The organism is Bradyrhizobium sp. CW1 (assembly GCF_023100665.1).
Classification (GTDB): domain Bacteria; phylum Pseudomonadota; class Alphaproteobacteria; order Rhizobiales; family Xanthobacteraceae; genus Bradyrhizobium; species Bradyrhizobium canariense_D.
Window position 1 is genome coordinate 6,966,597 of sequence record NZ_CP064684.1, and the last position, 25,828, is coordinate 6,992,424.

General features: G+C 60.6%; 26 protein-coding genes and 1 pseudogene. 3 read left to right on the forward strand and 24 right to left on the reverse strand.

Going from position 1 to position 25,828, the window contains the following annotated elements; genetic code table 11:
• Window positions 1-4 precede the first annotated feature (4 nt).
• The 7 genes from IVB54_RS33465 to IVB54_RS33495 form a co-directional block, all read right to left on the reverse strand.
• Window positions 5-268 (reverse strand): VirB3 family type IV secretion system protein, encoded by a 264-nt coding sequence (locus IVB54_RS33465; RefSeq protein WP_247289291.1) that lies wholly within the window; start codon window positions 266-268, stop codon window positions 5-7.
• Window positions 268-594: a TrbC/VirB2 family protein gene (locus IVB54_RS33470; protein ID WP_247776855.1), complete on the reverse strand. Its 327-nt coding sequence runs from the start codon at window positions 592-594 to the stop codon at window positions 268-270. The genes IVB54_RS33465 and IVB54_RS33470 overlap by 1 nt, the downstream gene beginning before the upstream one ends.
• Window positions 591-1,511 carry a P-type conjugative transfer ATPase TrbB gene (trbB, locus tag IVB54_RS33475; protein WP_247296875.1) on the reverse strand — a complete coding sequence of 307 codons (921 nt, stop codon included), beginning with the start codon at window positions 1,509-1,511 and terminating at the stop codon, window positions 591-593. Before trbB ends, IVB54_RS33470 begins: the two co-directional genes overlap by 4 nt.
• Before the next feature lie 572 nt (window positions 1,512-2,083).
• Window positions 2,084-3,379: a C4-dicarboxylate transporter DctA gene (gene dctA, locus IVB54_RS33480; RefSeq protein WP_247296874.1), complete on the reverse strand. Its 1,296-nt coding sequence runs from the start codon at window positions 3,377-3,379 to the stop codon at window positions 2,084-2,086.
• 538 nt (window positions 3,380-3,917) lie between these two features.
• Window positions 3,918-5,132, reverse strand: a complete 1,215-nt coding sequence (locus tag IVB54_RS33485; protein WP_247776856.1) for a TlpA disulfide reductase family protein — start codon at window positions 5,130-5,132, stop codon at window positions 3,918-3,920.
• A 214-nt stretch (window positions 5,133-5,346) separates the two neighbouring features.
• Window positions 5,347-6,642: an MFS transporter gene (locus tag IVB54_RS33490; RefSeq protein WP_256465331.1), complete on the reverse strand. Its 1,296-nt coding sequence runs from the start codon at window positions 6,640-6,642 to the stop codon at window positions 5,347-5,349.
• Window positions 6,643-6,745: 103 nt separating this feature from the next.
• On the reverse strand, window positions 6,746-7,408 hold the full coding sequence (locus IVB54_RS33495; protein WP_247776857.1) for a hypothetical protein: 663 nt from the start codon (window positions 7,406-7,408) through the stop codon (window positions 6,746-6,748).
• A 944-nt stretch (window positions 7,409-8,352) separates the two neighbouring features.
• Between IVB54_RS33495 and IVB54_RS33500 the strand changes: the two genes are divergently transcribed.
• On the forward strand, window positions 8,353-8,523 hold the full coding sequence (locus IVB54_RS33500; RefSeq protein WP_247289281.1) for a hypothetical protein: 171 nt from the start codon (window positions 8,353-8,355) through the stop codon (window positions 8,521-8,523).
• A 1,122-nt stretch (window positions 8,524-9,645) separates the two neighbouring features.
• Here the strand turns inward: IVB54_RS33500 and IVB54_RS33505 are convergent.
• From IVB54_RS33505 to IVB54_RS33550, 10 genes and pseudogenes are all read right to left on the reverse strand, one after another.
• Window positions 9,646-10,641: a nitrilase-related carbon-nitrogen hydrolase gene (locus IVB54_RS33505; protein ID WP_247289279.1), complete on the reverse strand. Its 996-nt coding sequence runs from the start codon at window positions 10,639-10,641 to the stop codon at window positions 9,646-9,648.
• A gap of 68 nt (window positions 10,642-10,709) precedes the next feature.
• Window positions 10,710-11,351 carry an SDR family oxidoreductase gene (locus IVB54_RS33510; protein ID WP_247776859.1) on the reverse strand — a complete coding sequence of 214 codons (642 nt, stop codon included), beginning with the start codon at window positions 11,349-11,351 and terminating at the stop codon, window positions 10,710-10,712.
• Entirely contained in the window at window positions 11,348-11,758 is a 411-nt protein-coding gene (locus tag IVB54_RS33515; RefSeq protein WP_247776861.1) for a hypothetical protein, read from the reverse strand. Before IVB54_RS33515 ends, IVB54_RS33510 begins: the two co-directional genes overlap by 4 nt.
• Window positions 11,759-12,208: 450 nt before the next feature.
• Window positions 12,209-13,260 (reverse strand): annotated as a pseudogene (locus tag IVB54_RS33520) (type IV secretory system conjugative DNA transfer family protein); the annotation flags it as partial.
• A gap of 200 nt (window positions 13,261-13,460) precedes the next feature.
• On the reverse strand, window positions 13,461-13,859 hold the full coding sequence (locus IVB54_RS33525; protein ID WP_247776863.1) for a DUF3363 domain-containing protein: 399 nt from the start codon (window positions 13,857-13,859) through the stop codon (window positions 13,461-13,463).
• Window positions 13,780-14,049 carry a DUF3363 domain-containing protein gene (locus tag IVB54_RS33530; RefSeq protein ID WP_247776864.1) on the reverse strand — a complete coding sequence of 90 codons (270 nt, stop codon included), beginning with the start codon at window positions 14,047-14,049 and terminating at the stop codon, window positions 13,780-13,782. The genes IVB54_RS33525 and IVB54_RS33530 overlap by 80 nt, the downstream gene beginning before the upstream one ends.
• A 1,364-nt stretch (window positions 14,050-15,413) precedes the next feature.
• On the reverse strand, window positions 15,414-16,502 hold the full coding sequence (locus IVB54_RS33535) for an IS110 family transposase (RefSeq protein WP_247777558.1): 1,089 nt from the start codon (window positions 16,500-16,502) through the stop codon (window positions 15,414-15,416).
• A gap of 450 nt (window positions 16,503-16,952) precedes the next feature.
• The gene (locus tag IVB54_RS33540; protein WP_247776866.1) at window positions 16,953-17,633 is read right to left on the reverse strand and encodes a lytic transglycosylase domain-containing protein; all 681 of its coding nucleotides are present in this window, start codon (window positions 17,631-17,633) and stop codon (window positions 16,953-16,955) included.
• Window positions 17,634-17,768: 135 nt separating this feature from the next.
• A complete protein-coding gene (locus IVB54_RS33545; RefSeq protein WP_247776868.1) occupies window positions 17,769-18,281 on the reverse strand; it encodes a S26 family signal peptidase in 513 nt (170 codons plus the stop codon).
• A complete protein-coding gene (locus IVB54_RS33550) occupies window positions 18,278-18,742 on the reverse strand; it encodes a DUF2840 domain-containing protein (protein WP_247776870.1) in 465 nt (154 codons plus the stop codon). The genes IVB54_RS33545 and IVB54_RS33550 overlap by 4 nt, the downstream gene beginning before the upstream one ends.
• 278 nt (window positions 18,743-19,020) lie before the next feature.
• On the opposite strand from IVB54_RS33550, the gene IVB54_RS33555 reads away from it, so the two are divergent.
• A complete protein-coding gene (locus tag IVB54_RS33555; RefSeq protein WP_247777559.1) occupies window positions 19,021-20,070 on the forward strand; it encodes an IS110 family transposase in 1,050 nt (349 codons plus the stop codon).
• A gap of 586 nt (window positions 20,071-20,656) precedes the next feature.
• On the opposite strand, the gene IVB54_RS33560 is transcribed toward IVB54_RS33555, so the two are convergent.
• The 5 genes from IVB54_RS33560 to IVB54_RS33580 form a co-directional block, all read right to left on the reverse strand.
• On the reverse strand, window positions 20,657-21,535 hold the full coding sequence (locus tag IVB54_RS33560) for a replication initiator protein A (RefSeq protein WP_247776872.1): 879 nt from the start codon (window positions 21,533-21,535) through the stop codon (window positions 20,657-20,659).
• Window positions 21,536-21,557: 22 nt separating this feature from the next.
• On the reverse strand, window positions 21,558-21,839 hold the full coding sequence (locus tag IVB54_RS33565; protein WP_247776874.1) for a helix-turn-helix domain-containing protein: 282 nt from the start codon (window positions 21,837-21,839) through the stop codon (window positions 21,558-21,560).
• Between the two features lie 133 nt (window positions 21,840-21,972).
• Window positions 21,973-22,413 carry a DUF2285 domain-containing protein gene (locus tag IVB54_RS33570; RefSeq protein ID WP_247776875.1) on the reverse strand — a complete coding sequence of 147 codons (441 nt, stop codon included), beginning with the start codon at window positions 22,411-22,413 and terminating at the stop codon, window positions 21,973-21,975.
• A 136-nt stretch (window positions 22,414-22,549) separates the two neighbouring features.
• On the reverse strand, window positions 22,550-22,744 hold the full coding sequence (locus tag IVB54_RS33575) for a DUF6499 domain-containing protein (protein ID WP_247776877.1): 195 nt from the start codon (window positions 22,742-22,744) through the stop codon (window positions 22,550-22,552).
• A 165-nt stretch (window positions 22,745-22,909) separates the two neighbouring features.
• Window positions 22,910-23,182, reverse strand: coding sequence for a DUF2285 domain-containing protein (locus IVB54_RS33580; RefSeq protein ID WP_247776879.1), 273 nt, complete (start codon window positions 23,180-23,182; stop codon window positions 22,910-22,912).
• Between the two features lie 159 nt (window positions 23,183-23,341).
• Here IVB54_RS33580 and IVB54_RS33585 point away from each other — a divergent pair, with 159 nt between their 5' ends.
• Window positions 23,342-23,593 carry a helix-turn-helix transcriptional regulator gene (locus IVB54_RS33585; RefSeq protein ID WP_208086328.1) on the forward strand — a complete coding sequence of 84 codons (252 nt, stop codon included), beginning with the start codon at window positions 23,342-23,344 and terminating at the stop codon, window positions 23,591-23,593.
• A 181-nt stretch (window positions 23,594-23,774) separates the two neighbouring features.
• Here IVB54_RS33585 and IVB54_RS33590 read toward each other — a convergent pair whose 3' ends face one another.
• Both IVB54_RS33590 and IVB54_RS33595 read right to left on the reverse strand, forming a co-directional pair.
• The gene (locus IVB54_RS33590; RefSeq protein ID WP_247777561.1) at window positions 23,775-24,965 is read right to left on the reverse strand and encodes a DUF932 domain-containing protein; all 1,191 of its coding nucleotides are present in this window, start codon (window positions 24,963-24,965) and stop codon (window positions 23,775-23,777) included.
• A 377-nt stretch (window positions 24,966-25,342) separates the two neighbouring features.
• On the reverse strand, window positions 25,343-25,654 hold the full coding sequence (locus IVB54_RS33595; protein ID WP_247776881.1) for a DUF736 domain-containing protein: 312 nt from the start codon (window positions 25,652-25,654) through the stop codon (window positions 25,343-25,345).
• Window positions 25,655-25,828: the final 174 nt, after the last annotated feature.

Genomic DNA, 25,828 nt, shown 5'->3' on the forward strand with positions numbered 1-25,828 from the left:
GACTTCAGGTTCTGAGGTGAGCGGGAACGCGAACATGCCGGCGCACGACTTCCACGAATTCCGGATCGCGCTTTGCGGCCCAGACCGCAGCCATGTGACCCACGAAAGCGAGGAGAAGGCCGGCCAGCCACATGCGCAGGCCGAGACCGAGTGCGGCGGCCAGTGTGCCGTTGAGGATGGCGACCGCGCGCGGCGCGCCGCCCATCAGGATCGGTTCGGTGAGCGCGCGGTGGACGGGAGCCACAAATTCCGGGACTGGCTCGTCCATCAGATCACCACTCCGCCGCCGAATGAGAAGAACGAAAGGAAGAAGCTCGATGCGGCGAATGCGATCGACAGGCCGAACACGATCTGGACTAGCCGCCGGAAACCACCCGAGGTGTCGCCAAAGGCGAGCGACAGCCCGGTCACGATGATGATGATGACCGCAATGATCTTTGCGACCGGACCTTCGACCGATTGCAGGATCTGGTTCAGCGGCTGCTCCCAAGGCATGTTCGAGCCGGCGGCCCAGGCCGGCGCGCTGGCTATGCCAAGGCTGGCGAACGCCACAATTGAGATGAAGCCGCGCCCGAGAGACGATCGTGTGGTCATGACTGATCTCCGATGTTCGAAAGGCTGTAGTCGCCCGATGATCCAAGGCCGTCGACGCTGGCGAGTTCGCTCAGCCGCCGTTCGCCGCCACGGCCAGAGAGAACGGCTATGACGTTGATGGTTTCTGCGATCAGGGCGCGTGGGACGGTGATGACGGCTTCCTGGATCAGCTGCTCGAGCCGGCGCAGCGCGCCAAGCGAGGTCCCGGCGTGTATCGTTCCGATGCCGCCGGGATGTCCTGTGCCCCAGGCTTTCAAAAGATCCAGCGCTTCGGCCCCACGGACCTCGCCGATCGGAATGCGATCAGGGCGCAGGCGAAGAGAGGAGCGCACAAGATCGGAGAGCGAGATCACGCCGTCCTTGGTCCGCAGCGCCACCAAATTTGGTGCCCTGCACTGAAGCTCCCGGGTATCTTCGATGAGAACGACGCGGTCCGAACCTTTGGCAACCTCGGCAAGCAGCGCATTTGTCAGCGTGGTCTTGCCGGTCGAGGTGCCGCCGGCGACCAAGATGTTCTTCCGTGCGGCGACCGCGTTGCGAAGCGCGCTCGCTTGGCTCGCGTTCATAATGTCCGCGGCGACATACTCGTCGAGGCCAAACACGGCGATCGCCGGTTTGCGGATCGCAAACGTCGGCGCGGCAACAACCGGCGGCAGCAATCCTTCGAAACGTTCCCCCGTTTCCGGCAGCTCAGCCGAAATCCGGGGCGAGCCGGGATGAACTTCTGCTCCTACATAGTGCGCGACCAGTCGGACGATTCGTTCGCCATCCGCTGCCGAAAGGCTCTCTCCGGTGTCTGTAAGGCCGCTCGACAGTCGGTCGATCCACAGCCGGCCGTCGGGATTGAGCATCACCTCGACGATTGCCGGATCTTCCAAAAACCCTGCGATGGCGGGCCCCAACGCGGTACGCAGCATACGCGCTCCGCGCAGGTTCGCTTCTGAATCAAAAGAATGGATCGCCACGATTTGCCCCAAGCTGCTGAGGCCGCTTTCGCGCCCTCATCTGAAGGCAAATAAAAGATAGATCGCGTGTTACCGCAACGAAGGGAATATGCTGTTCGTAGTCTAGCGTAGAGAAAGGAACATTTGAAAAGAGCGCCGGCTTGACGTCCCGGCCCCTCGACCGCGAGGCGAGAAATCAGCAATGAGCAATGGTCCTGAGCTTACTATTTTTACGCCTTTCCCGGCCGCGGTGTTTGCTCAGCATCCATTGCTTCTCCTGAACCAATGTCGCTCCCTCGCGTGGGCACGATTGAGTTCCCAGTTTTTGAGGAAGCTCAAACCTGGGATAATGAACCACATCAGCCGGCGGGCTGCAGCAGGCACAAATGCCGACGCTGGTCTGGTGCACCACCGTGAGCGTAGCACACCCTGCACCATTCCCCCTGGAATCAGGGTGGCCCAGTACTGCACGACGATTGCTGACGCAGAATGCAGGCATTCAAACAGTGATTCTGGTCCGCAATGGCCGAGCTGAAATCGCAGATCTACTTGAGCTGCGCGTGTAGCGAGACATGGTCGAGTTCACCTTCCCACCACGACACAAACACCGCCGCAATACCGTTCCCGATGATGTTGGTAAGCGCGCGCACCTCGCTCATGAACTTGTCGATCGAGAATACGATCGCAATGCCCGGGACGAGGTCAGGACTGACCACGGTCAACGTTGCGGCCAGGGTGACGAACCCGGCACCGGTAACACCACTCGCGCCCTTCGAGGTGAGCATCGCCACTACGAGTATCGTGAGCTGCTGGGCGAAGTCGAGATCGACCCCGAGCGCCTGCGCGATGAACAAGGTCGCCAACGTCATGTAAATGTTGGTCCCATCCAGATTGAAAGAGTATCCTGTCGGCACCACCAGGCCCACGACCGGCTTGGAACAGCCCAGCCGTTCGAGTTTTTCCATCAACTGCGGCAGCGCGCTTTCGGACGACGACGTTCCGAGCACGATCAACAGCTCATCCTTGATGTAGAAGATGAACTTTAAAATAGAAAACCCGACCAAGCGCGCGACCAGGCCAAGCACAATGATCACGAAGAGCCCGGCTGTCACATAGAACAGAGCAACCAAGCCGATGAGTTTACCGAGCGCGGACGGTCCGAATTCGCCGATAGTGTAGGCCATGGCGCCGAACGCCCCGATTGGCGCTGCCTTCATTACGATCCTAATGACGCCAAACACCGCGTGTGCAGCATCGTCGACCAGACTGCGCATCCGCTCACCCCGCTGGCCAAGCGCCATCAGCGAGAACCCGAATAGGATGGCAAACAGCAGCACCTGTAGCACGTCGCCTCGGGCCAGAGCGCCAACTACGCTATCCGGAATAATATTGAGGAGGAAATCGACCGCCTTCTGCCCTTCCGCTCTTTTGACGTAGTTGGCTACCGCCGCGGCGTCAGCCCTGGGAGCAAGCCCATGACCGGCCTGAACGAGATTGCCCATCACGAGACCCAGGATCAGCGCGAAGGTTGACACGATCTCGAAGTAAAGCAGCGCCTTGACGCCGACTCGGCCGACCTTTCGTGCATCCTGAACATGCGCAATTCCGGACACAACAGTGCAGAAGATGATCGGCGCGATCACCATTTTGATCAGCTTGATGAATCCGTCACCAAGCGCTTTGACCCAGCTGTTCGTCCCCACAGAAGGCCACAACCAGCCAACGAGAACGCCAATCAGGATCGCGATGAGTACCTGGATGTAAAGAACATTGTACCAGGGGCCAGATGGCTGGAACAGGGCGGCGGCTTTAACAGAGCGGCGCTGGCGGTGATTGTACATCACGCTCGACCCGGCGCCGTGGTACCAAAGCGGGGTGACAATGAAGGCACCGCTTCGCTCAGTGCTCCCTTAGCGCGGCGCGCACAGCGCACTGACCGCTTTAAAAAACCCCGTCCGTTGCCACCGGTTGCCGCCTCTCCCGAATGGGCTTGCGGCCAACGCGAAACAAAGTCCTGAATCCCTTCTGAAACCAGCGGTAAAAACTTCAGAAAGCTTCCTTGAGAGTTCGAATGCATCAGCGTCACCACCCATTTCTATCTTTTTTGGTTGTTCGAAGATGCCACCAGCATGCTAAAAGCCGCCACCCTTACCAGCCGGCGACCACTCTTCACCTGAGGCATTCTCGCGGCTATCGCGCCGGACAGCGACCGTACGTTGAAGAGACATTCACCGTAAAGAACTTGTGGTGGTGCGGCGCGCCTGCGTTCACCCCTTCACTCGTCCTATCCTGGCTTCAGGTGAATGCCCGGACATTCCCAAAGGCATCAACTTCGATCGAAAACCACAAGGGCCGAGAAGACATAGCCAGTAGCATTGCTCACGCTGCCTCCATTGGCGATCCCGGTTCCGCATTTTCGGGAGCTGTGTTTTGCGGTGCCGAACAACACTCCTCGTAACAGAGCTTCTCACTCCTGTAGCTCGCCAAGGCCTGGAGGGAGCACTGCACGAGATCCCGTTTCGCTACATCGGAGGCAGGCGCTGCATCCAGCCATTTCAGCGCCACCTCGACCAATTCGATCGCGCGATCCCTGTTACCGGTCTCGTAATAGTACCGAGCGACCGCCCCGTACGAGAGGAACTTCGCGCCCTCGCTGCCTTGGGGCGGATTCGCCGCGAGGATGTGTTCGGAGAGGTCCCTGCCCATGGCAAAGCGCTCGGCATGTGGGAAACCGGAGTAGTCTTTCGCGGGGTCGAAGAGTTGGCGGATGGCCACGCTCATCCAAACCACAGATTTCTTGTCGATCGCATCGCGAACCAATTGGCGCAATACCGCCAAGCCGGCCCGCATGTCGCGTATCTTGTGAAGCAACAATTCCGCATGAAGCCCACGGATGGTGACATCGTCCGGCATCGCAGCGAGTGCCTCCTCAACCCCTGAAAGGGCTGCCGCCCAATCCTTACTATTCATGGCGGCTTCAAGTCTGGCAAAGATCGGTTCCACCAGCGCTCGCTTCTGCGATAGTTCGCGCTTTCTGCGTCTGCCCGTGGTTATCCTCTCCGCATCCAGGGCTTTGGCTTCGTCGCTCACTGCCCAGGAGCCGTTCAGAACTTTTGGCAACAAGTTATCGAGTTGCGTCGGATGGCCGATAAAGGCGAAGCGGCCGTCACGATCGACCACGAATGACGAGGGAATCCCGACAGAAAAGCTGGGATCCATCCAAAGCTTGTTCATTTCGCCGGAGTAGTCGAATGCGATCGCGAAGTTCAGATCTGGCAAGCTCTTCGTCAACCAAGCGTCCAAGCTGGCTCGCGCTTCATCTGCCGTCGAAGCTTGTTCGTGAGCCGCGATGCCCACCACCTCAACTCCGTTGCTCCTGTATTTGCTTTGCAGGGTCACCAAATTCGGCATCGAGGCGATACATGGTCCGCACCACGTCGCCCAAAACTCGATGATGTATACTTTCCCAGGCTCGAACTTTGTAAGGGGTTGGCCACGGAGCCAGTCCTCAACTTTGATGGAGGGAGCCGGCGAACCGACTCTCAGCACATTCTCCGCACCGACTTGACTTGCGCTCTCAGTCACACTGGTCATTGCTCAAATTCGCTTTACCTGGCTCTGTGGAAAACAACAGCAAGTCGCATGCCAGCCAGCGCTCATTCATATTACGCATTTTTCGTATCATTCCTGTCGACCTTGCGACGCATGTCGCATATCCGACCAGCTGTTTGGAGCTTCTTAGGCAATCAGTCGGCCGGACCTCCTTAACGCAGACCGAAGAGGCGGGAAGTCAGGCAGAAGGCCGAGTTCACCACTCCACATCATGATCGGTTTCCAGGATAACCATTTCGGCGCTCGGGATCATGACGTGAACTGACCTGCTTTGGCCCGTCGACTTGCGCTTGACGGCGATCTCAGATTTCCAATTCAACCATTTGAACCAAGGGGCGATGAACCAGACTAGTGCGACCAGCTGCAGCACAACATTCATACTGAACGCCGTCTGATACGCGATTGAGGGGTAGTGTCCGTCCTTTACCGGCCATTGCTCGAGAATTAACCCCGTCCCGTACTGGACGAGGAAAGCCCACCCGAAATGCAGAACGTTGAGCACGCCGTTTGCGCGCGCGATCAGTTGGGCCGGAAAGTAATCTCCGATGATCGCGTAGCTGAGGACGATTGCTGATCCGACCACCGCCACAACGATCCACGACGGTAGGGACGGGAATGGCGGATGCAATATCAGCGCGAGTTCGGCTGCAATGAACACAGCAGCTACGATTGAGAGCAACGTTTCAATGTTCTTGCCATGCCGGCGCAGTGAATCGGCGACCACGCTGAGCAGCAATGCGCCAATGCTTAGGGCTATCGCCATTGCGAGCAATCGAGTGACAAGGCTTGTTCGATCCAACCCTTCCACATCGCTCAGCCAGGACGCTGCCCACAAGGACTGCAGGGCCCACGCGGACCCGATACATGTTGAAGAAATCGGCGCAATTCTCCAGAACCGCCCATCCGTATAGACGGTCTTCAGGCTGACTGTCCCTGGAGGGCTCTTCGCAGTTGCCTCATGCTCTGGAACCAAAAAATAGATCGAAGCGGCCGCGGAGGCGCTGGATGCGGCAAGCACCTCAAATAGACCGCGCCAGCCTATCCAGTTAAGCAATGCCCCGGCTGGTGCGGTTGCCGTTACCGCGCCCAGTGCACCCAGCATGATCATACAGCCGTTGATGAGCGCCACGCGCTCTCTCGGAAACCAGAGCACGACTGTTTTCAGGCCAGACATGAGGGAAGCTGCGGTACCTAATGCTATCATCGCGCGAGCAATCAGAAGCGACAGAAATCCATTCGATAGTCCGAAAAGCGCAGCGCCTGCGGCAGCCAGCAGCAAGAGCGCACCCTGGACTCGGCGCGGACCGAAGCGATCCAAGAGCATGCCCATCGGAATCTGGCTGCCGGTAAGGACTAGAAAGTAGATCGAGCCCAACAGCCCCAAATCGGCCGTACCAAGCTCCAATTCAGAGGCGAGGCGGTCACAAATGAGCGTGTTGATCATCCGAAACAGGTAGGAAAGATAACATCCCGCTGCAAAGGGAAGGAACACGCAAGAGATGATCCGCCAGCTCCAACCCCGGTTGACCGGCTTCTCGCCTGATCTCAGCCCAGCGGCATCGCTGCGCGTGTCGCTCAAAACGCGGCCACTGGCTTTAACACAAGGCGTTTGGCAGCTGTCGAAAGTGGATATTGCTGCCGCCCTCCTCGGCGACAGCACCCGCGTTTGAGTTTTCACCTACGACGGCCACGCAGTGGGTTTCTTCTTCAACTGGCGCTCGTGGAACGGCGCGTGACGCTCCGCCGCCCAATTCAGGCCCGGATCGGCTGGAACTTCCCGAGCTATCAATTGCCTCCTGCAGCAAGGGCCGGCCAAACCGTACGCGACGATCGACCTGCTCGGCAAAAGCCTTGAAGCGCTCGAGGCCCAGTACGCACGCCTCGTCCTGCTTGGATGGCGGCATCGGCGGCGTCAGCGTGAGGTGGTATCGCACATGGAGAGCCACTGTTTCCGCGATCACCGCAATGTCCGTCCGCAGACTGAGCACCTGCTTATTCGTTCGCTCGATCGCCTCGTAAACCAGACCCTCTATACGCGGCGCCGGATCCAGGAAGCGCTCAAGTGCCGCCTCGACGACGACGCTCTTGCCCATACCAGGGCGGTCAGTCGCGGCTTCGAGTCGCTGGAAAATGCACTCAGAAAGTTGAATTGTTATCTTTCTGGTCTGCTGAGCTTCGCTTGGACTCGGCTGCGCGTCCACGTCCGCTTCATTCCGACTTGAGCTCGGTTCTTCCCGGCGCCCGCCGCTAATCTGCATACTCCAGCTTCCTTCTTTCTGCGACCGCACACCGCCTGCGCTTGCTCGGGCGTCGTCTGGATGTTTGGTCGAAACAGATGAATCGCCCTGCGATGACGCACGACAAAAGGGCCGAGACCGCATGCCGCTTCAACCGCGGGGACATTCTGGTCGCAGCCTGGCGTACCGAAAGAAAGAAAGGGCGGATTCCTAAAGACCAGCGCCAGACGTCGTAGCCTCTTGTGCCTCTAGACAGCAGGTCGCCGATAGACGCGCGATTTCGGGGACGGTGCGTGCACCCTTACGTCAAATCGACAAAGTTGCCGATCCAAAACGAGGCGCAGGCGCAATCTAGATGCGCCCTCGCGCCCTCGAGGTCGCGAACGACCCGCGCGGACGCACCGGCCTTATTCCCTGTGCGGTGATGCGCCTCGTAAGAAGCGCACCAGCTCATGCGGCGACCAAATACATCCGCGCCTCGCCCGATTTCCGGCATGCATCACCAGCGTGCGATAGGACTTACACCCGTTCGCGTGCCGCACGTCGAGCCCGTCCTACGGCTGTTCAAACGTATCAGCAGGCCCGGTGCGACCACTCACCTGTCAGGAGGCCTCAGGGGAACTGTCGGTCCCGCTGGCAGGCGGGTGGATCGCGCAGCGGGTCCCCCTCGTTATGGCTACAGACGTAGCGCTCGTTGTGCCGGTCCTCGCCAGCCACGCGATTCATGGGTCCGCCCGCACCCCGGGCGTCGCTTCCGGATCGATGGAGGACTGAAATGTGAATTGCCCCTGCCGACGGCGAGCTTACTTGCGCCAAATCGGCTGCTACAGCCTCGTTGCAGAACATTCTGCGAAAGGCCCCCCTGTTCGCCCGCCCGATGTACTTAAGTGCAAATCCTGGTGGCGTTGAGTGAGGGCACATCATGGATGTCGAGTTCTACAGGAGCTTTGCAGAGCGGGCCCACGATGGCTGATCAGGCCGATCCGTTCACGCGAAAGCGGCTTCTGGTGCTGGCCGAGAAATACGATGCTAAGCTGGGGAAACCTTCGCCGGCCAGCCGCAATCTTCAACGCACGCTGCCGCTGCACCGCACCGTGCCAGCCGTAAGCACCATTTCTGATGGTGCCGAAGCTTGAGGAAGAGCGCCGGCAGCGAGGGCGACTGCGACGCCTGCAGCGGCAGCAAGCATCACCCTCTAAGGCGCTGGATTTTCCAGGGATGGTACGCGAACTACGCCGGAAAGGATGCGCACCCAAACCGGAGTGAGCATGCCGGATGGCACCCGTCGACTGCCCTCACCGCACTTCAGAAGCACTGTGGTCACAGCTTGCCGGTGGAGGCATTCACCAAATGGACCGAGGAGCATGCCGGCCAAACGACCGGTAGATGAGTATCGGGACCGATCAGTTCCAGTCCCGTCAGCAGTTGCTGCACGTTCATGCCCGTCTGCGCGGGCACCTGAAAAGACTGATTGCTCCATCCCGCCAGCATAGGCCTGGATACTGCGCCCTGAAAGTGCGGTTGTTTACTGAGAGCGTGCCAGCGCCTTCCAGAGCACCGTGCGGCGGCAGTTATGAATTTTCATCGCATCTGGAGGCCGGGTCCAGGACACAGCTTTTCGTACTCTTTGGCCCATTTCTCGAGCCGCGGGCTGGGTCCGGATCGTTGAGCGCAAAAGTGGGCACCTTCTCGGCGAGTAATCTGGTTTTTGTCTTCCTCCATAAAATTCCTAACCCGAATGGGCGCTCGTGTTGCGCAGGATTGCCGTTGCATGGAGATCACATAGCTTGAGTGCGCGTTCACCTTCAGCCGCCAGCTTCCCCGGCGGGGATCGCCTGGACCTGATCTGTCCGCCGTTTGGCGCCACTCGGAAAGACCTGCCGTGACGAGCCGTCTCGAGCTGACGATGTAGGCTCCCAACATGAGCGGGTCCTCATCGAGGCAACATCCAGATCTCAAGGCGGGGCGCGGCAAGGATGGGCGCGGCGGTCAGCGTAACTTTTCGAACACCTGAAGCGAACTTGCCGCTGCAGTGACCGGGTGCGCTGTAGGCTGAAGGTCATTGGCGAGGCTCCGCAGCTAGTCATTTCTCCAATAGAGAATCGGTCTGGATCATGCCAAGCGGCCCGCATGGCCCTGCTGCAAACAAGCTCTTTCTCTTTGCGCACGTGACTCTCGGGCGATTACCTGATCTCCGGCCGTTCGGGTCGAAGCGGGGATGCGCCATCTCCGGCTCGGGCGGGGAGGACCAAAAAATGTCAAGAGGCGTCCGCAGCACGGTCCTCGCGATGAAGGCCGGCAGTCGCCACGCTCCTCGGAGGAATAGTCCGTTCATGGACGTGCGAAGAAGGTGTTCGGTCGATCAGGAGGCTGATCAGTTCAGGGCGACTGTAGTGACCGCTTGCATCCATCACTCTCTTGCGCCCGTCGATTTCGATGAAGTCGAGATCGGCAATCACCTCTCCTTCACCTTCCTTCAGGGGCTCGCCTATCAATTGACCATCGGGGGCAACGATAGCCGTGAAGCAACCGCCGGAAATCGGGGCGATAGCAGCGCCCGTGTCATTGGCAATTTGGGCTTGTTGGTCGGCGTTGAGCCATGCGGTTGCGCTGACGACGAAGCAGGCCGATTCAAGGGCATGCTGTCGGGTGCTCACTTCCGTTTGCTGCGAGAAAAGAGGGCCGAAGATTGAGCCGGGGTACATCGCGGAGTGGATCTGCTCGCCATCGGCAATCAAGGCGTATCTTGCCAGCGGGAGATAATGTTCCCAGCACGCAAGCTGGCCGATCCGGCCAACGGCGCTGTCTACGGCGCGAAGGCCGGCACCGTCGCCTTGGCCCCAGACCATCCGCTCATGATAGGTGGGGGTGATCTTGCGGCGACGCTGGATCAGCGTGCCGTCCGCATCGAACAGGAGCTGAGTGTTATAGATCGATCCTCCGTCCCGCTCATTGGCGCCGACCGAAACGACCATTTGGGCGTCCTTGGCCGCATCACCGATCGCATGCGTCTCCGCAGAGGGTACCGTAAGGGACTGCTCAAGCAGCCTCTGATGCTCCTTGGCAAGCGTGAAGGGCGGCTGGACGAACGAGAAATACGGGTAGTAGGGAATGATGGTCTCGGGAAACGTGGCGAAACGCACCCCCTTTTTGCCCAATTCGCGAATCTTTCTGGTGATCTTCTCGACTGTCCCCTCTCGGCTGTACAACACGGGGCTGATCTGTACGGCGGCTGCCTTAATGATTTTTCTCATTCTGTTCTTCTGCACATTGTGAGTATCCGCGTTGCACTGCAACTGGTGTAGAGGATGACGGATGACTCTCACGGGGGCTCTTCGAGCCCATGGGGGCTTGTTGGGCTCAAGGCTGTGTGCGTCTGCCATCGACAGCCACGTCGATGCCGGTGATGTAGGATGCGTCGCCGAAAGCGAGGAAGCTCACGCGCCGCGATCTTCCGTGGCTTACCGAAGTGTTTCGCGGCTATCTGCTCCAGCGGGACCGTTCCGCGGTCTTGCACGCTGGTCTCGAAAATGCCGATGTTTCTAAACAGCGGACTTTCGGTGACGCCCGAGCTCTCGGCGTTTATCCGAGCGCTTCGGCGGATCAGTTGGGTGCCAAGGGCTCGCGTCAAGTGGCACAGTTCGGCCTTGGATGCCGACACAACCGATGTTCCCGCGATTCCGACCTGATTGGACGAAGAAGCCGTGAAGACGATCTCGCTCGGGTTGCGCGCGAGAGGCAGCGCCTTGTGAGTATTGAAATAGAATCCGGGGAAATTGATGAAGACGTCAACGCTCTGCTGAGTTGTTTGCGCGAGCGAGCCGAGTTTCGCGATTTCGGCATTGGCATCGAAATGGGCTATAACAGTTTCGCGCTTTCCTCCGAAGCGGGATAGCCGGCGCGAAAAATAGCCGAGCCTCGCTGTCGGGATAGCTTCGCGATTCCCTGCAGGACTTTGGCTCATGACGCGTTTTCCGCATCACTTGGCTTATGCATTGACGGATAGGGCTTTCTGCCCACTGTGTCGGTAGTCGCGTCGGCAACTGCCGTAGTCAAATGATGCGCCATCATGTAGTACGTGGCGAAGTGGCCGCTCTTGCTCGCGATCTTACCGTTCTTGCGAGTGACGCTGCCCTTCTCACGTTTGGTAATCAGCTTCATCTTGCACCGCTTCGCGATCAGGGGCATCGGGACAAGCTTCCATCCTGTGGCCTTGCGCAACTCTGCTTGCGTAACGCCGTCTTGTCGCGAGGCCATCGAGCTGATCAGATTGATCTTGGTGTGAGGATGCTTGGCCATCATCGCCATCCGGCGGGATTGGGTCTCATTCAACGGCTCCAAGCCAATGTGCTTCTCCAGTTGTCCTTCCATCGAAAGTGGACGATGTAGTTCCGTTCCTCTGGAATTGTGGAAACATATTGCAGGCGGTCTCAGGGGTTGCCTCATTGCAATCCGACGTAAACGGATAACGTTACGCCAGTTTGCTGAAGTTTGGGGCAGTGCAAGTTCTCGCATTTTCGACAGGATTTCGCAGACTAAGACCGTGCAAGGTGGATTGCTAACACAGAGGCCCTGCGATGCAATCCGCAAAAACTGGTGGGCCAACTTTTGAGAAGAGCTTCCGGAACTCTGGAGAGGCTTCCGCTTGCTCAAGCAAGCAGCGTTACCCCATCGAGCGGCAGCTCGAATGCAGGCCGTACGTCGTCTCAACTCGCTTCAGATTTCAGCATTCATGTCATGCGGCCTCCCAGCCCTCAGATATCTGCCGTCGGTCCCGATCTAAGGCGCTCGGTCCGTTCGATTTGGCCCTGTCGTTATCGGGTCCTCGTGATAACGAACCTTGGTGGCACGCAGCGGGTGGAGGCCCGACACCATCACAATCGCCTCTTTCGATGAGAGCTGCATGACTTCGCCAGGCGTCAGGAGAGGACAGGACGTTCTTGGCGGCTCACCATCAAGTGTCCAAGCGAGGGGGCTTATGCGATGCCCGGCATAGTTTTTCATGGCGCGCAGTTCGGTCGCGGTCCCCAGCGCATCCGAGACGCGCTTAGCGGTGCGCTCGTCATTATGGAGACGGCTATCCGGATGTGACGATTGTCGAGGTCGCGTGGTTCGGTCCATAGGCGCGTTCTAACTGGTTCAAGCTCTGAGTGATCAGGAAACTACGAATGCCATAGCCGGCCATGAAGGCAAGCTGGCTCTCGAACAAATCGAGGCGGCCCAGAGCTGCATGACTCGTGGAGCATCAGGAGGAGCTTTTGACGGCGCCGGTCGCGATCCAGGCTCTCGGTCAGGCGCCGTCCGATCTGATTGAGGATGAGCCACATCAGGAATTTTGTGTGGACGATGTCGGATGGCGGCACGACGAGATAGAGTGAAACGGGCTGCGGTTTGTCGACGAGATCGAGAATGCGCCAATCGCTCCGGCGGTGACCTTAGCAACGACCGGATCGCGATAAAGGCCCAAGAAGCTCATTGTGGTCGACAGCACGCCCGACCGCTCGTTCTCGCTCTTGTTGAGCAGCTCTCGCGCTGCTGAAGCGACGACGGGATGAACGCGATCACCAAGTTGAGCCCCGGCAAGTGTCTTGTCAGCTTCAGCGTAGAGGACATGCAGGATAGCGCCGATGGGCAGAGAATGGCTGGTTTTTCCCAATGGTTGCGGCGCTCGAGCGCCCCTTCGGGATCAACCAGGATATGCAGACATTTTGCGCTTCTCGTACTTCCCAAGTTGTAGGCGGCGCTTGCCGTGTTAGTCGGTCGAATAAGATTACATCTCCAAGGCGCGCGCGCCATCCCGAGGTCAACTGGAAATTCTCGCGCTTGATTTCGTGGACGATCACCGAACGCGGCCACTCCCGCTCGAGCGAAGGCGACCAGGGCACAAGCTGAAAGCCGAGGCCGTTCTCGATCATCGCGAAGCGTGCGGACGCCACTGACAGACGTCCACGATAATCCCCTCAGATCTGCTCACCTACATCAGATGATAAGTGCGGAAGCCCCGCTTGCTCCATGAGCCGTCGTGTAACGACGTCGAGTTCGCGGTCGCGGAGGCTTTCGATCACGTTGCGGCTTAGCCGGACCTTGTTGCCATCGCGCCGGGCGGGTCCTTGGTCGGCCAAAACATCGATGCGCCGTTCAAGTGCGCACGGACCTCGGCGCCAAACGCAATGCGCGAGAGCTCGGCAGGATCTCGCGCGACGAGCTGCCGGTCTAGCCACGTTGCTCCATCCGCCGCGACCTGCTGGTCCAGAAAGAGCTCCGAGCGAACCGCGAGCGCAATCCGTGTTCGACCACGGGTGTCCGCAAACCGGCGCAGTTCCACGATCCCACCGATCGGCCCACCGCCGGCCGCCTCGACAGCAGGAAGCTTCACGTGATGCACACGCCCGTCAATCCCGTCGACAACGGCAAAGGCTGTGCCCTTCATCAAGCCCGCGCCCGATGAGACGGCCAACGTTTCGTTCGCCATGAGTTTCGCCCTCCAGTGCCCAGGATGCGGGGGTGCGGCTGGCGCCGTCCCGCGTGAGGGCTTTGTGCAGCCGCTTGATGATGTCACCGCGCTCGCCCAGCGCGCGCAAGCTCGCCTCCGTATCGGGGGCCAGAACCCGGACGGCGGGGCCCGCAGGTTCCGCCAAACCGCGCCGCGCGAGCGTCCGCATGCGCCCGATCCGCTTTCCCGCAATGGATCGCGCCCGGCATCCCGCTCGGACCTCAAATTGATAACGCCGTCCGCCGTCCGCGCTTCCCGGGCAAGCGTCCGATCGAGTGTGGTCCAGCGTTCGGCTGTCGTGTCCGCCTCAAGGCTCTGGCGAGTCTCGAGCTCCGAACGAGGGCCAAGTTCGCGCATGACAAGGTCGCTGGCGCCGGCGCGCAAGCCCATAGCGAAATAACCGCGACTGATGAGGAGGTCGGCACCATCATCGGTACGGCCCCGCACGAGGATGTGAATGTGCGGATGCTCTGTATTCGAGTGGTCGACCGCCACCAGTCAAGCCGTGTGCCAGGGCCGCGCGAGGCTTGGTCCATTAGCTCCCGACTGAAGCTACGCAGGCTGGCAAATTCACCCGCATCATCAGGCGAGACAATGAACCTAAAATGATGGCGGTCACCCTCGCAACGCCTGACGAAGGCGCAACCGTCCGCATCATCCGCCTCGGCGTCGAATAGTTTGCCCTGAGCGCCGTCTCGTGTGGTTCCGTCGCGCTGCAGGTAACCGATATGGGCGCGCAACGCGCCCGGCGAACGCATCCGCCGCACCACCCGCGCCTTGACCATAGCACCGCGGCCGCTGGCGTTGAGCCGTGCCGCAGCGATGCTCGCAGCACGGCCGCGTCCAAACTTTCCGCCACGGCCATCCTTGCCTCGCGAGAGGCCGCCGGCCTTCTGAGCGGCTGTGAGTACCTGCGCCACAAACGGCTTTGTCCGGGGCGCGCGCGTGGAGCGGATACGGCCAGGACGGGTCCGAAGATCATCCTCGCGCGTCATTCCGGCCGCCGCAAGGCATCGAAGGCCGTGTAAGAACAGCGCCTTGGGGAAAGCTGAACTTTGCTCCGAGTCGCCGCAATGTTTAGTCGATCATTGAAATCCATACACTTTCTCTCACAACCGACCGGCCGCACCTTGCGGCTTTTATCCTGCCGTCTTAATCGGTCGTGTCGTCTGTCTGACCTCAGCCATTCTCGCTTCCTTTCTCGCTTGCGACAAGCCTCTCTGATCCACGCCATGACACGATGCTCCGCGAGGCTTGCGAGTCCTGATGCGCCGTGCAGTCTTCCGCGCTCAGCGACGGCACAGTGTCGCTGCAGCAAGGCAGCGCGGACGCCGTCGCGGCGCATCTTTCCATCGGTGTGACGGAGCCACATCACAGGCAATCCGGCGCGATCGGTCGGCATCCGAAGATGCATCGTCGCAGGCAAGATAACGTGCGTTCCGTCGTGTTGGTGCTGCACCAGTCCTCATCCGCCGGCGGCGGAGCTCGTCGCGGCCATCACCGCGTCGTTGCCAGGTTGCAGGATCACGCGCCTCATGCGTAGGGCCCGAGCAATTTGCGCTGCTTAGCTGTTGTTTCGGCATGCATCTCCGCCGCCGAGGCGTCCGGATCGCCGCAGTACAACGTGCCGCTGGTCCACATCGCATGCATGATCACAGCGAGCTTGCGCGCTACCGCCACCGTCGCCTTGCGGTGCGAGGAGCGCTTGGCCAGCGCCAGCCCCCACGCCTTGACCTTGTCTTTTTTCTTGTAGCGAGTCAGCAAAGCGCTGGCCGCCTCGTACAGCGCCCGCCGCACGTCACCGTCGCCCGCCTTGCTGATCCGGCCCTTGACGTCGATAGACGAGCCGGACTGCCAGCGCCGCGAGGTCAGGCCAAAATAGGCCGCCACGTCGCGCGAGCGCCTGAAGCGCGAGGGATCGTCGACCGCGGTCATAAAGCTCAGCGCCGCGATCGGGCCGACGCCAGGAATCTGCATGAAGCGCCGGCACAGCTCATGGCCGGCGACCAGGCGAACCACCAGGTCGTGCAGCCGGCAGTACTCCTTCCACAGCGCCGCGCGCGCATTCAGCATGGCGTCGATCAGCTCGCTGACAAGCGCATCGTGGGCCACCGCCTCGCGCACGACTTGCGCAAAGCCGCCGCGCCCGACCCGGTTCAGCCGGATGCCAAACACTTTCAGCGAGTGCCGGATCGCATTCTCGAGGTCCACAAACTTGCGCTTCAGATTGCGCCGGTGCGTCAACAACAGCCGCAGCCGGTAGTAGGCCTCGCTCTTGATATGGGCGCGCCGGAACCAGCCGGTGCGCATGATGTGGGCAATCCCGAGCGCATCTGCCCGGTCGGTCTTGTTGCGCTGCGCCTTCAGCGCCGCGCGAACATGCAAAGTCTCCAGGCAGACCGCCGGCAGGCCCAGCCTGAGCAGCTCCGGATGCAACCAGGGCGACAGCGATCCCGCCTCATGACCAAGGCGTCGCAAGCGGCCAAGATAGGGCGTCAGCGCCACCTTGATCGCGTCCGGATCGGTCACCACCGCCGTCTCCAGCATCACCTTGCCGGTCGCGTCCACCACGCAGATCGCCGTCTCGTCCATGCCGACGTCCAAACCACAGAAGAATTCCATCACACGCCTCCCGCGTTGCTGAGCCGGTGCAGTGTGCGCAATATTCATCGCGCAGACCATCTGCTCCGCCGCCGCAAGTTCTGCAGGAGACCGATTACGGGCGGCCGTCCTGCCGTCGTGTTCTCCCGGTCGTTGATTTCCAGGGCCGAACCCCAACAGACTCTTGGTCCTCGCGGCGATTTGCGACAAATACAGTTCGGGTCATTGCGGTAGATCCTCCCATAGCGCCTGCGCGAACAGGTCGGCTGGTGGCCGATTCATTGCGAAAGAGCAGCAGCGACTTGGCAGCCAACTTGCGAAGCCCCACTGTTTCCGGCCGCTTGCGATAGCGATCGTTACCCGAAGGGCCGAGACACCCGTAGGGTGGCTCGGTGAGGAGCGAAGCGACGAGTAGAGCGCGGGCCGAAGGCATCGCCTATACCCCATCAGCTTGCGAACCTACCCAATTGATCATTGCGATACTCCCGCATTCCATCGAGACACGAACACGCCAACAGATCGAGGAACCATCGGCGAAGCATCAAGCGCCGAGATTGCGGGCATGGCACCGCTCGGTGGCACAAGCGCCCGCAACCGATCGCGCGTTTTCATAGGTTCGGATCGCGTGACGAACAGCATCGCACCTGGTGATGACTGTCCGCTGGACGTCCACGTGGGCGGCAGTTCGATGGCAAGCAGATTTGCAAGCTTTGCGACGTATGCTCGCGTCTCGTCTGGCAAAGCGCCGCCTGCGAGATGCTCTTCATAGCGAGACGGTCCCGCGTTGTACGCGGCAAACACGCCAGGCGAGCCATACCAGTCGAGCAGTTCACGCAGAAAGGCTGTGCCTGCCAGAATGTTGTCGTGCGGGTCGTAGGGGTCGTTTCCGAGATTGTAGCGCTCGCGAAGTTCCGCCCAGGTCGCCGGCATGATTTGCATCAGGCCCATTGCGCCTTTTGGCGATCTGGCGTGCGCGTCACCAGCACTCTCGATGCTTTGGACTGAGCGGATCCAGTTCGGCGCAATCGCAAAACGTTGCGAGGCTTCATTGATGAAGCCGGCAAATGAGTGAGCGGTCTGACTGATCGCCGGCTGGGCGGCCGATCCGCTCTGGGCCAAAGCAGCACTGTCGAACGCCGTCAGAAGAAGCATCAGGGGCACGACAGCACAAAAGCGCGTGCCCAACCGGGCTCGCGCCAGCCTTAAAGACATCGATCGAGACGGAGGCATGATCCCGCAATCGATCGAACAAGGGACCGGCGAGGAGAACACGTCGAATACGCACGATCACTCCTCCCACGTCCACACCGGGATCGCACTGCCGATCACGGCCGACGCCGGAAGAAATCCAAAATACCGGCCATCAAGAGAGTCGTCCGACTGCCAGTTCATGAGAAAGAGCTCATCGTCGCCGACGACGCGGCAGCCCTGCCATTTCGGCAGCGGCCGGCCGCGTCCATCGCGATCCCGCGCCTCGCCCATCGCAATGTTATCGACCGAAATGGTGAGCCCACCTCTGCCGACCGTTTGGCCGGGAAGCGCCAAGACGCGTTTGAGCATGGGGAGACCGATCGGCAAATAGCCATTAAGGTCGAGGAAGGTCGCGAGCGGCTCCGGCGGCTGGACGGCGACCAATTCAGTGACTTGGAATTGGTCCGCCGGTCGGAGGCGGTAGAGACCGATCGGCACGCTCGCAGATGCGTTCCAGATGTAAAGCGGAAGCGGCTCCAGGACGATCGTCGCGACGAGCGCAGCAGCGACCACAAACGTCGTGGTCAGCGTCTTCAGGCGGCTGGTCATCGCGTCACCCTCTGACGGTGAAGCCAAGCCTGGTGACGTGCTTTCGTGTACGGACGCGGGTTCTCGTTAACGGACAGACGGTTATGAACGTGATGCCAATGATCAGGCGCGACGTCGGCGGGATCGATGCCGAGTGCCTCAACGGCGTCGATCAGCTGCAGCACGCGCTCGACTTTCGGCCAGCCTGACAGGCGCAGCAGAATCTCTCCGCCGGGTGTCACATAAGGTACGGTCGAGCAGCGCTGTCCAGGCGCGACCGTGCGCAAGATGTCGATCCGTGAGATGATCGTGCCAAAGTCGTTAGAGGTCCAACGGACGAAGGCAAAGATGCTGCTGGGTGCAAATGACAGAACACGCCGGTGACGATCAAGCTTGCGTTCCTTGACGATGCGACCGAACCGAATGCGGTTTTCGATCCGCTTCTCGAGCCACAACACTTCCACTTCGGTGAGATCGCTCATGCCGCCGCTCCCTGAAGCTGGAACGGGCAACCGTGAGCTCGAGGCTCGGTGGAGATCGCGTGCGGCTTGCGAAGGCAAGCAGGACTGACGGCACCCTGTTGCCGGACGCCTCCAATGCGGCTTTCCGCCTGGTCCGTTAGAAGAAATCCGAAGGATTTCTGGTTAGCCGGGGTACTGACCGGTGCCCCCTCGCCGGCCGTGCTGCTGCGAAAATGCTTCACAGCGATTCGCGAACGGAACGCGCGGTGCGTGCCGGCGATCGGCGGTGGAGGCGCATGATGGACTTCTATGCAGGGCTCGACGTGTCGCTGGAGGCGACCAACATTTGCGTGGTGGACGGTGACGGCAAGGTGGTCCGGGAAGCGAAACTCGAGACCGATCCGGATGCGATCGAGCTGTTCCTGGCGGAATGGGGAATCCCCCTCAAGCGCGTCGGGCTGGAGGCCTTCTCGTACAGCGCCTGGCTGTTCACGGCGCTTGCCGAAAAGGGCCTGCCCGTGATCTGCATCGAAACCCGCCATGCCAAGGCAGCGCTGAACGCCATGCTGAACAAGACCGATCGGAACGACGCCAAAGGCATTGCGCAGCTGATGCGGACCGGCTGGTTCCGCGCGGTGCACGTCAAGTCGGAAGGCGCGCAAACGCTGCGGGCGCTGCTGGTCGGGCGCAAGGCGATGCTCGGCAAGGTGCTGGACATGGAGAACATGATCCGCGGCCTGCTGCGCCCGTTTGGCCTCAAAGTCGGCGAGATTTCGGTCGGCCGTTTTGACGCGCGGGTGCGCGAGATCATGGCCGGGAAGAAGGAGCTGGAGGCGATCGTCACGCCGCTGTTGGACGCACGAGCTGCGATGCGGCTGCAGCTGGCAAAACTGCAGCGCCTGGCGCTGGCAGCGGCGCGCAGCGACAGCGCGGTGCGGCGGATGATGACCGTGCCCGGTGTCGGCGCGCTCGTGGCGCTGACGTTCCGCGCCACCGTCGATGATCCAAGGCGATTCAAGAAGTCGACCAATGTTGGTGCGCATTTTGGGTTGACGCCGCGGCGCTACCAATCCGGGCAGACCGATCGCATCGGCAGCATCTCCAAATGCGGCGATGAGCTGACGCGGGCAATGCTGTACGAGGCAGCGATCGCGATCCTGACGCGCATTCCAAAGAACTTTAAGCTGCGGCTGTGGGGCCTGCGGCTGGCCAGGAAGAAGGGTCTGAAGCGCGCGGCAACGGCGGTGGCGCGCGCGCTCGCCGTGCTGCTGCACAAGATCTGGATCGATGGCACGACCTTCCGGTTTGGCGCCGGCGGCAAGCGCGGCCGGGTCGCTGCGGCGGTTTAAGGGCCTCCGCGACCCGGCCGCTTCCACGCGCGCCTTTTCCTTCCGCCACGGCGGAGCGGCGTCTCCCGAGGAGACGGGGTTTTGGGTGAGATCGCAACTTTTCTTGCCGGCGGCTTCATGACGACGTTTGAAGCCATCACGCACGGCGCTGGTTAGCCTGACCGCCCATTCCTCAGATTCCGGCTTGTGGTGGCCATCGTGCCAACCACGGATGTTAGCGAGTTCTCCTCGACGAGCGAGCTGCCGCAAGGGAAAGCAACGATCGTGATGCGGTGACCCCGTTTCCGATGATCGCGCAGATTTGCGCGCGATCGCGTGCGCGCGCGTGCGTTGGCGACAAGAATCGCATTGCGGAGAAGTTTTGCGCGTGACAGAGTGAGCACATGAGGCATCCTCGTTGCACGCGCAGCCGACTTGTTCACAACGTACTGATTCACAACAAGAAGTTAGTGTCAGTATGTTAGTAAAGTTAGAGCGGTTAGAAGGTGCGCAGAAACAAGCTCCTAAGCTCGATGTCGGTCCCCGATAGCACGAGGATTGGGTCCTCGATAGCACGAGGTTGCGGTCCCCAATAGCACGAGCTGATTCACAGGTTGTCCTCCGAATTTGGAATGAGACCGCGGCGCAGGCGTGCCGTTAAGGGATCAACAGGCCTAGGCGCGAAGTTCAGCCGCTCGGTGCCGTTCGGATCGCGCGTGAGCACGAGCTGATAACCGGGCAATGTCTGGCGCTGGACGATCTGACGCACGTCGTAAGCAAAGTGCTTGAGCGGCGAGAGGATGCCGGACTTGGCATGGAGGTGCACAAGGTCAAAGCTCCAGCCGCCGTCCTGACGACCGCCGTGCTTGCGCACGAGCCGGTAGAGCCACCGTTCAAGCCCGCCCGTCAGATCGAAATACGCGCGATCAATTGTCAGCACGAGCGCGTCATCGATGACGCCCGCATAGAACCAATCCGGCAAAATCAGCTCGAGCCCAAGCGGGCGACCATTAGCATCGGCCGTCTCCTTCCACTCGTTGATCCAGGAGAAACGATGCCGGCGCCGTTCTGTCGTCTGGCGGATCGATGTCATCACAGTCGTTGACTGAAGTCTGTCGAGACCTGCCTTCAGCCGGTCATAGTCACGCACGCTGGTGCCGCGGCCGACAAACGTCAGTATCTCGTACGGCGTTGCAGCCATCAGGCGCGACGTCTTCAAGCCGGCATCACGCGCTTCGATGATCTGGGATGCAGCCCAGATCAGAACGTCTGCATCCCAGATGGTTGCCATGCCGTGTTCCGGCACGGCTTCGACACAAATCGCGATCGTACCAGCACGGAATTCGATCGGCGCGACCCGCTTGGTCTTCGCCAGCGAAAAGAACGGATAAGCCATCAGATCCTGCGCGTCGCGCGGTGCGAGATCAACGGGCAGCGCCCGAAAGAGCTCCAACTGGTCGCGCTCGGAATGTTGTCTTCGCCGCATGATCACTGCTCTCTCGCGACGGTCAGCGACGTTCCTGGCCAGCATACGGGCGCAGTACCGGATGCTTCTTGGCCGGCAGCACGGTCCCGTTCCCGGGGTGAGACGTCGAAGTCTTGGCGCCGAGATCGGCCCACGCTTTCAGATCGTCTATGGCGTAGACGACACGTCCGCCGATCTTCCGATACGTCGGCCCGGTGCCGTACGTGAGGTGCTTCTCGAGCGTACGACCGGAGAGGCCGAGGTAACGCGCAGCTTCCGGTGTACGCAGGAAGCGAGGGGGAAGTCCGGCCATGGCATCGGGCATTTGAGAACTCCAAGGTGACAGCGCACCGCGGATGGCGGCGTCGGCGTGTGTGCGGTCATCATGGAGAAGCGCGATGTGGGAGGGGGATGCCGAATACTGGGGGTATGATTTTCGATAGCCCTCGGCCGAGGAGCTATTCGTCCCTGCGGCCGGGCCGCAGAAGTTTGCGGTAACCCCCGCGTACCAACGCAAGGCCGCCTTTCACCAGGCGGACCGTTCGATTGCGCAAATCGTGCGTCTTCCAGGCGCGATCAGGGATGCGCTTTTTACCGAACAGCGCTTCGGCGACAGCGCGATAACTACCGCCGGCGCTGCGAGCATCGAGCGCACGGATCGCGGCGCTCAGACGCTCGCGCCGCTGTTTAGATAATTTGCAAAATGCAGGACCTGGCGCACGTCCATTCATCGCGCGCCACAGCCGTCGGGCTGCATACGCGCGAGCTTCCAAATCGCCGTCAAACGGCAATTCGGCTGCGTATGACGCGCCGAGCACGGGAGTGTCTTTGGACCAGACACGGTGATCCATCGCCCCGATGCGAAAGACGATATGCCAGCCGTCGGCTGCGCGGCGCACCTGCCCCGCTGTAAGGTCGTGCAGTGGCCGAGAGGCCGAACTGCGATCGGCCGTCGACGCCACCGTGACTGGAACAACGGTCGTTAGAACCTCAGGCGCCCAAAAGATAATCTGCTCTTCGAAGGACCGCTGGGGGTCATGGGCGAAAGCAGATGCCCCACCTCCTCCTGAACTCCGTGGTCGCTTCGCCATTTGGGCTGCTAGCGATCATCGCTTCGTAATCGCGTCGATAGTCCACGTTACGACGAAGACATTCCCAGGCGATGTCGGTGATTTCGGCGTCTTCTAGGCTCTTGTAGGAATCCGGCGACCGCCAGTCGAATTCAGGCATTGCTTCCGCCCCATTGCACGCAGCTAACAAGGATTGCGGCGCAATAATTATGAACGAGGCGGTTGTAGGAAAGCCCCTAGTTTGGCACCACGTGGTGCATGAGAATGACCACCGGTCGGCGAGAGAAGATTATTCGCTCGGCCAAAATTGTGCGGCGATTTTCTTCTATTTTGAGCCGGTGCCGCGTAAGAGACGACCTTGCTCAGTCACCCATTTGGCGCGCGCGAGATGACTCTGGTATGCGCTCCGCGCACGGTCCGGATCTCGCTCTGGGTCCATGTGCAGGACCACTCGGGCCACTTCGCGCCAGTCAGCGCCCTCACCCTCTGCCTGCAGAAGTCGCATGTACGTCACAACATGCTGCTCGTCATACGGCGTCAGCTTCGGATCCGAGGGGGCAGCGTCCGCAATATCGGGATCGAGCGGCGGCTTCTTCATGGCTTCCAATCTACTTAGTACGATTCTAGACGCTTGGCCGCCAGAATGGTGAACGCGTCCAAATTTAGCGGGCATTCCACCGATGGGGCCAGCACGTGATGGTTGAATACATATTATAGGAGATAAACCTCATAGTATGTAGAGCCGCAACTTGCGCCGATGGACATGCGCAAGTTGGTCGGTCGGAATTTCGCAAGACTGCGGAAGCAGAAGCGCTTCACGCAGGAGAAATTCGCCGAAGCGTCCGGCTTTACCCAACAGTATGTCAGTGACCTGGAGCGTGGCCGCCGCAATCCAACTGTCGTAACACTGTTTGAACTGGCAAGCACATTGGGCGTCAGTCACGTCGACCTCGTCCTGCCAGACGAAGAGGCGCGAAGCGAGCGATCAAAACCTGCAAAGCGAAAATGATCGGGTACGAAGCCGATTTTGAACAATCGTAGACCGTGACTTTCGCGAGCCGGGCCGAAGGCCCGGCGAGCGCCGGACGCGGATACGCGTCATCGCCGCCGATCCGGTTTGCCGGACCGGCGGCGATGCGTAGACTACCGGGAAGTAGCCGCGCAACCGATTCCGATTGCGCGGCTCGCCTCTAGATCGCGCGTTCCATCAAGCGCTTTGCCTTCCCTTCCAGTTCAAGCCTCGCGTCCTGATGCAACTTGGTGCGGGCCAGAGCCGTAATCCCCTGCACAAAATCAAAAATGCTTTCCGGCTTGCGGTTTTCTTCGCCCAAAGCGGTTTCGATAATCTTCGTCGTGTCCGATTTGGAGAACCCGCCCTTGCGGAGAAAGCTTTCGCGATCCTCGTCAGTGCGAGCAACGATCCGCTCCCGTGCGGCCTTGATACCGGCGACGAACGGCGCGGGTGAGGAATTTGCAAAGCTCGTCAGCGCGGGGGCCGCTTCATGCGCGAAACGTTGCCCCGCGAATTTCGAATGCCGAATGGTGATCTCCTCGAAATTCTCAACGCCCCACAGATTACGGTTCATGCAGACGGCCCGGAGGTAGAAGCTCGCAATGCCCAGCGTCTTGCTGCCAACTTCGCTGTTCCAGCAATAAAAGCCCCGAAAATACAAATCCGGTGATCCGTCCGGCAAGCGCCCTGCCTCGATCGGGTTGGTGTCGTCGACCAGAAACAGGAACACGTCGCGGTCGCTGGCGTAAAGCGTCGTCGTGTCGTTGGTCACGTCCACAAAGGGGTTGTGAGTCATGGTCGACCAATCCAGCACGCCCGGCACTTTCCAGCGCGTGTCGCCGGTGCCGTTGCCTGCGATCTTCATAACGGCAGCCACAAGCTCATGATCCCAGATGCGGCCATAGTCCGGCCCGGTGACGGCACGAAGCTCGACCCGACCGTCATCGGCTTCGAGGGTTTTCACGAGCTCGGCGCGGTGCGACAGCAAGCCATGTTGCAGGTTGATGCCGGACAGAGCTGCGGGAAGCTGCCGCAAATAGGACGTCGGCGCGCCGACCAGCGTGCACAACTGGCCGAAGCTCCAATGGGTGGGTGCCACCGGCTCGTCACGTCCCGGGACCATCAAAGCCAGTCGCTCGGGATTGTTGCTGCTGGCCTCTACCCGGATGGCCCGGCTTTCCGACGTCCGCGCCTGCGCGCGCTCGGCGCGACCGAGCACGGCGTCGTGGAGGTCCGGCAGGTTCAAATAACGTTCGTCTTCCGGTCGCGAGAACCACTCCGACGACACACGGCCAATTCGCTGGCCGCGCGATACATCGACACGAAAGCCGCCGGAAGCGGACGGTTGGCCTTGCGATAAAGTCATCATGTTCATGGTCGTTTCTCCTATGGGGGCTGAGGTTGAAGCGCAGCGCTGCGCTGCAACCCTGCCCGTCGGCGAGACCTGGGGTAGCAAGGGCAAGGGCGGCCGAAGCGGAGGGGGATCACCCGCCTGACAAGGGCGCGCTCGATGAGCGCGCGTCTGCACGCGCCCTGACGACCTTGGTCGTCATGAAGATCCTTGGCGCGGAAGACCGGAGACACCGCTCCGGCCGGCACCGTCAGGTGCGTCACCCTTGCCCGCGCGAGGGCGGAGCCCTTAGCGATTCACTTCCAAAGAAAATGCTTTTCCTGCTCCCTGCCAGGCGGCAACTAAACGCAAAAAGCCCCGCCTCCGGAGGAAGCGGGGCGGATGATCCGGATGGATCAGTCGCCGTTGCGGCGGGACCAGATCAAGGTGAAGCCCTCGTCGCCCTCGACCTTCACCAGCGAGGCGTAGATCGGCGCCGGGAAGCTCGGATCGTCGAGCTTGACCGAGACGTACTCGCGATCGGATTCGCGAGCGGTCTTCTTCCAGGCGGCACCGAATTCGGTGGTGCCGGCGAAGATGCGAAAGTCGGGCGCCTTGTCGTTGTCCTTCTCGGACGGGGCGAACCTTGCCTTGATGTTCAGTGTCAGCGTCTTGATCGAGCCGACGTAGCCGTTGTCCGAAGCGGTGAAGGTGCCGATGGTAGCCATGGTGGTCTCCGTTGGTTGCTCGGGCCGCGCCCATCGCGGCCTCGATGGCGATCCTTGGCCCGGGGAGCGATCGGCCCGCAGCCGTCAGGCCCGAAGCGCAGCGGAGGACGGCGTAAGCCTGCTTTTTTGTTTTCCGCGAGGAATGCCGCCCCCTTTGCGGCAGGGGAAAAAAGC